4 protein-coding genes are annotated in these 4,508 nt (G+C 38.3%); all 4 read left to right on the top strand.

Annotated elements, in window-relative coordinates:
* The coding region (locus LE180_RS06280) for a hypothetical protein (RefSeq protein WP_374134602.1) at positions 1-207 on the top strand (207 nt) is incomplete at its 5' end.
* Positions 208-231: 24 nt separating this feature from the next.
* Positions 232-1,041 carry a type III pantothenate kinase gene (locus tag LE180_RS06275; RefSeq protein ID WP_374134601.1) on the top strand — a complete coding sequence of 270 codons (810 nt, stop codon included), beginning with the start codon at positions 232-234 and terminating at the stop codon, positions 1,039-1,041.
* Positions 1,042-1,354: 313 nt separating this feature from the next.
* On the top strand, positions 1,355-2,386 hold the full coding sequence (locus LE180_RS06270; protein WP_374134600.1) for a hypothetical protein: 1,032 nt from the start codon (positions 1,355-1,357) through the stop codon (positions 2,384-2,386).
* 534 nt (positions 2,387-2,920) lie between these two features.
* Complete coding sequence (locus LE180_RS06265; RefSeq protein ID WP_374134599.1) at positions 2,921-3,778, top strand: hypothetical protein; 858 nt, start codon at positions 2,921-2,923, stop codon at positions 3,776-3,778.
* Positions 3,779-4,508 lie beyond the last annotated feature (730 nt).

Here is a 4,508-nt window from a genome sequence, read left to right as displayed (position 1 = left end):
CAGCAAGCTGCAATGCTGCAAACTAAAGTTTGCGCATCAGCAACCTCATCAAGCTTTTACCCCTGTGGTGTTGGAGATCCTGATAAAAACGGGCTCTTTGCCCCTTCCTCGCTCGATCTTCCAACACCCTTATACACTTTATTATACTTGTTTTTTAAGGAACAATTCCTCGCAAGGACGCCGATGGAGCAATTTAAAGCGATTTAACTACAATATTTTCCAAGGAAATTAATGATGTTTTTGGCATTGGATATAGGCAATACAAATATAAGTGTTGGTTTGTTTGATATGAAAAGGAAGAAGATATTGAGTAATCCTTTAAAAGTTTGGAGAATGTCAACAGTAAAAGGGCAGACTTCAGATGAATATGCAACAATTCTCCTGAATATGTTTTTTTATTCAGGTTATGATGCAAAGAAAATCAGCAATGTTGCTGTTGCAAGCGTTGTGCCGTCATTGAACGTTGTTTTTGAAGATTTGGTAGAAAAATATTTCAATAAGAAAATATTTTTTGTAAATCACAAAAATTGTGGTGGATTAGTTTTTGCCGTAGGCAACCCTGAAGAAGTCGGAGCTGATAGAATCGCCAATGTTGTTGCTGCTTATTCTACATATGGCGGTGATTGTATTGTTATTGATTTTGGAACAGCAACGACGTTTGACTGTATAGATTCAAAAGGAAGGTACATGGGAGGATCAATAGCTCCTGGACCTGCAATTTCAGCGCAGTCTTTAAGTTTAAAAACTGCGCAGCTTCCTCGAGTTGAAATTAAAAAACCTTCAAAGGCAATAGGAACTACTACCGTTGAATGCATACAGGCAGGTCTCTATTTTGGTTATATAGGGTTTGTAAAAGAACTTATACTAAGAACCAAAAAAGAAATAAAAGTAAAACATATAATTGCTACAGGCGGTTTGGCTGGGCTTATGTCGAACGAAATAAGCGCAATAGAGATTATTCTACCAAATCTTGCTTTAGAGGGAATATGTATCATATGGGAAAAACACATTAAATACTACAACAATGCCACTAAAAACTAAAGGAAGAAATAGACGGTCTAGGATGATTGCAAATACACTTTGCGCTTAGCGCAGAGTTAAATAAAAGAGACTGATGGCTCAAATAAGAGATTCAAATGGGTAAGTTTAGAAATTTGTTAAAAGTTGGTTTAGCGCTTGTTTTGTGTTCTAGACGGTGAAGGAGAGGTGCTTTGTGGATGCCATAGAAGACGGCAAGAGACTTTGAATCACTCGATGTTTATAAAATAAAAAGCTTGCGAAAGTTGCAAAAGAAGTTTCTGATATCGCTCAAGAATGCGCTCAGCTGCGTTATAAATTATGAAGGAAGAGATAAATGAAAGGATTAGTTTTGACAATATTGTGCTGTTTCTGCGCGATGTCTGGATTTGCTGAGTTAAGCTCCGATACAAAGCTTAGTGTTGGTAAAACAAAGGAAGCTGTTATTCCAGAAAAGATTGACGCTTTCCAAAGGGAACTTGACGTTGTTCGTGCTGAAATAGAACTTGAACTCAAGAAAAATGATTTTAAAAATAACGAGGTTACTCTATGTGAGAAATTTCTTAATCTCAGTAAGATAACTAATAATGTTGATAAAGCCAGAGTTGAATTTCAAAAAGCTAAGCTTAAAGTCGGTAAAACAATCAAAGAATGTGTCAAATTAGCCAAAATTAATCTTGATATTTACATGGCTTACCTTAAAGAAATTGAAGCTGATCTTAAAGTAAGCAAGGCTTATCTTAAAGTTGATGAGATTGAGACAGGAATTGGTGCTGCTATAACCGATGAGAATCGTGTCAAACTAGCCAGAGCATGTGTTGAATGGGCTAAAGCTCGACTTGAAAGAAGCGTTGCCGATATTAAAAGCATGAATCTTATCTTAAAAAGAGTTCGAGTTGAAACTGATGCTGTTAAAACCAAAAGTGAAGACGTTATTACTTACATGATTAATCAAGAAAAACTTGATATTAATAAACTGGCAAAAAACGAATATATTGTTCAAGCCATGTCTGATATTGACAAATTCAAGTCTGATATTGGCAAGTACGAGCAGGATCTCAAAGTGGCTAAAGCCAATGTTGAGCTTAAGAAAAATGAAGTTAGGAATGGTAAAACTATCAAAGAATATGTTAAGTTAGCCAAGCTAGAGCTTGCTATTGCTGAAAATAATGTTAAATGGTCTAAGGTTAGTCTTAAAGTTGCCGAGAGTTCTGTAAAATTAGCTGAGATTCTAACAAGAATAGACGGGGTTCGGGCAAAAACTAGCGATGTTGCAACAGACGAGAATCATGCTGAAGAAAAGAATTCAATTGAGCTCAACAAATTAAAGAAACCTTTGCCGGCATTGAGTTCTGTAAAGTCTATCTAAAATATTTGCAGACTAAAGTTGTGGCATGAAAGTGTAAAAAAGATTGTGTAAAGTTTTAGATTAGAATTGTTTATTTTTGTTTGCCATAATTAAAAATTGAGACCGTATTTCACTCCAATAATAATAGCATGACGACATCACTCTTACAAGGAAGACATAATATGATGACATTACGTTTAAAAAGATGTGTAAGCTTGTTTGTTTGCTATAATATCTAAATCTATCAAAATCGATAGATAAAAACAAAAGAGGAAATAGTATAATGACATCACTCTTAAAAGAGGAAGACATAATATGATGGCATTACGTTTAAAAAGATGTGTAAGCTTGTTTGTTTGCCTTTCTCTGCTCCTTTCGGCATGCTCGCCCGATAAATCCAGCAAAATTAGCTCGCTAAGACCGTCTGTAGTCCCACAGCAGGTGGACGATAATGGCACACTCAACCTCACCCCCTCCCCTTCAAATCCCACTCCAGTTAGCTTCTTGAATCGTGAAATCTGGAAAGTCGGAGGATTTAGCGTAACGCCAAAAAGGTTGGCAGTAGGCACAGTCGCAGCTTTGGGAACATTTGCTGTGGCGGTTTGGTGGAAGAAGCATTCAACCGCCGACAACGGCAAAGATGGCAAGAAAGAGAAAGGGGAAGATAAAGAAGATAACCCCGAACGACCAAGCACCCCCGTCGTGGTACTGACAGCGGAAGAGACGGAGAGTGTGGTGCAGGCGGCAGGAAAGGGGGAGGAGTGGGCACTGAGGGAGGCGGAGTTTAAGCTATGTAGGAATAATGGTATTGTATATATACGGTCGGAGTCGTCGGTGTTGCAGGCGGGGAAGGATGCGATTGCTAGGGAGAGAAGGGAAACGAAGAAGAAGTTGATAGCGGTGGTGGTGAATGCGGAGAAGGAGTTAACGAAGACGGGGGTGGATAAGGTGCGGCAGGCGGGGAAGGATGTGATGAAGAAGATGACTTATAGGCAACACTTGAGTTCGGAGTTGGCGGCGAGGGAGATGAGGAAGGTGATGGGGGTGCCGGATAATATCTTCTTGGACCCATACGAGGCAGACGACTCCTACTTACTTAGTCTGATGTCTGCGAAGAGTAGTATATGGAATGCGCTAGATCCGGATATGGGAAAGCGGATGGAAAAAAATATGAATGCGCAGCTACTGGGGACGGATTGGGAGACGCAGGTGAGGCAAGAGGCGGCGGAGACGGGGGATAGAAAGAGGGATAAGACGCTGTTGCTGTCGGCGGGGACGCATGAGTGGGTGACGTGGAAGATTGAGGCGGAGAAGAAGCCGATAGGGTTGAAGCTGAAGGATGTGATGATGGGTGTGAAGGAGTTGGCGTTTGAGGCGATGAATGAGAAATGGGATGCTGAGAATAAAAAATAATCCATCTGTTTGATGTAGCAATATGGCGAAAATGGCAGAATGCTGAGGAAAGAATGATGGTGGCGTTGAAAACAGATTAATATCCCCACAAATGTAACCTAAAATACAAAATTAGCCGTTCTGTTTCGTTGTACCTTTGAAACTCTATAGCTTTAAAATCGTTCCATTCGTTAAAACTTCTTCGCTGTTAAATCGTTTTAAAAAATATCTGTTTTTTGCCTGATTTTTGTTTGTCATCTTTGCCTGATTTTAGGTTATAATCTTTGATGATTTTATGTCAAATTGTTAAAAGTTTTGATATAATTACAACAGCTGTAGCTGATTTGTTAAAAACTTTGATTTGGTATAATTGATTTTCTTATAAATGCAAAACAAAAAAAGTGGCGCTAAAATAAAAGAAGGAATTTTCACGTGAAGCGATACATAGTCCACATTCCCCTAGTCTCTAAATCTAAATTTATCAAAATCTATCAAAACCGATAGATAGAAACAAAATAGGAAATAATTGGTGCAGCGTTTTTGTTTGGAATCTATAATATCCAAATCTAAATTTATCAAAACCGATAGATAGAAACAAAAGAGGAAGTTGTGACAATTTAGACAACAACGATGCTGGATTGCTTCGTCATTTCATCAACCCACTGAAAAAAGTGGTATAAGAAATCCTTGAAAAAAGGTATAATTAAGTGAGCATATAAGCTTTATCAAGGTAATACTGCTTACAACAATT

Origin of the sequence: Candidatus Endomicrobiellum pyrsonymphae (genome assembly GCF_020328025.1) — a bacterium.
In the GTDB taxonomy this organism is placed as follows: Bacteria; Elusimicrobiota; Endomicrobiia; order Endomicrobiales; family Endomicrobiaceae; genus Endomicrobiellum; species Endomicrobiellum pyrsonymphae.
This window is presented reverse-complemented; position numbering and strand designations above follow the sequence as displayed.

Coding starts and splice junctions, on each gene's coding strand:
- LE180_RS06275 (WP_374134601.1), top strand. CDS start 232: ATGATGTTTTTGGCATTGGATATAGGCAATACAAATATAAGTGTTGGT.
- LE180_RS06270 (WP_374134600.1), top strand. CDS start 1,355: ATGAAAGGATTAGTTTTGACAATATTGTGCTGTTTCTGCGCGATGTCT.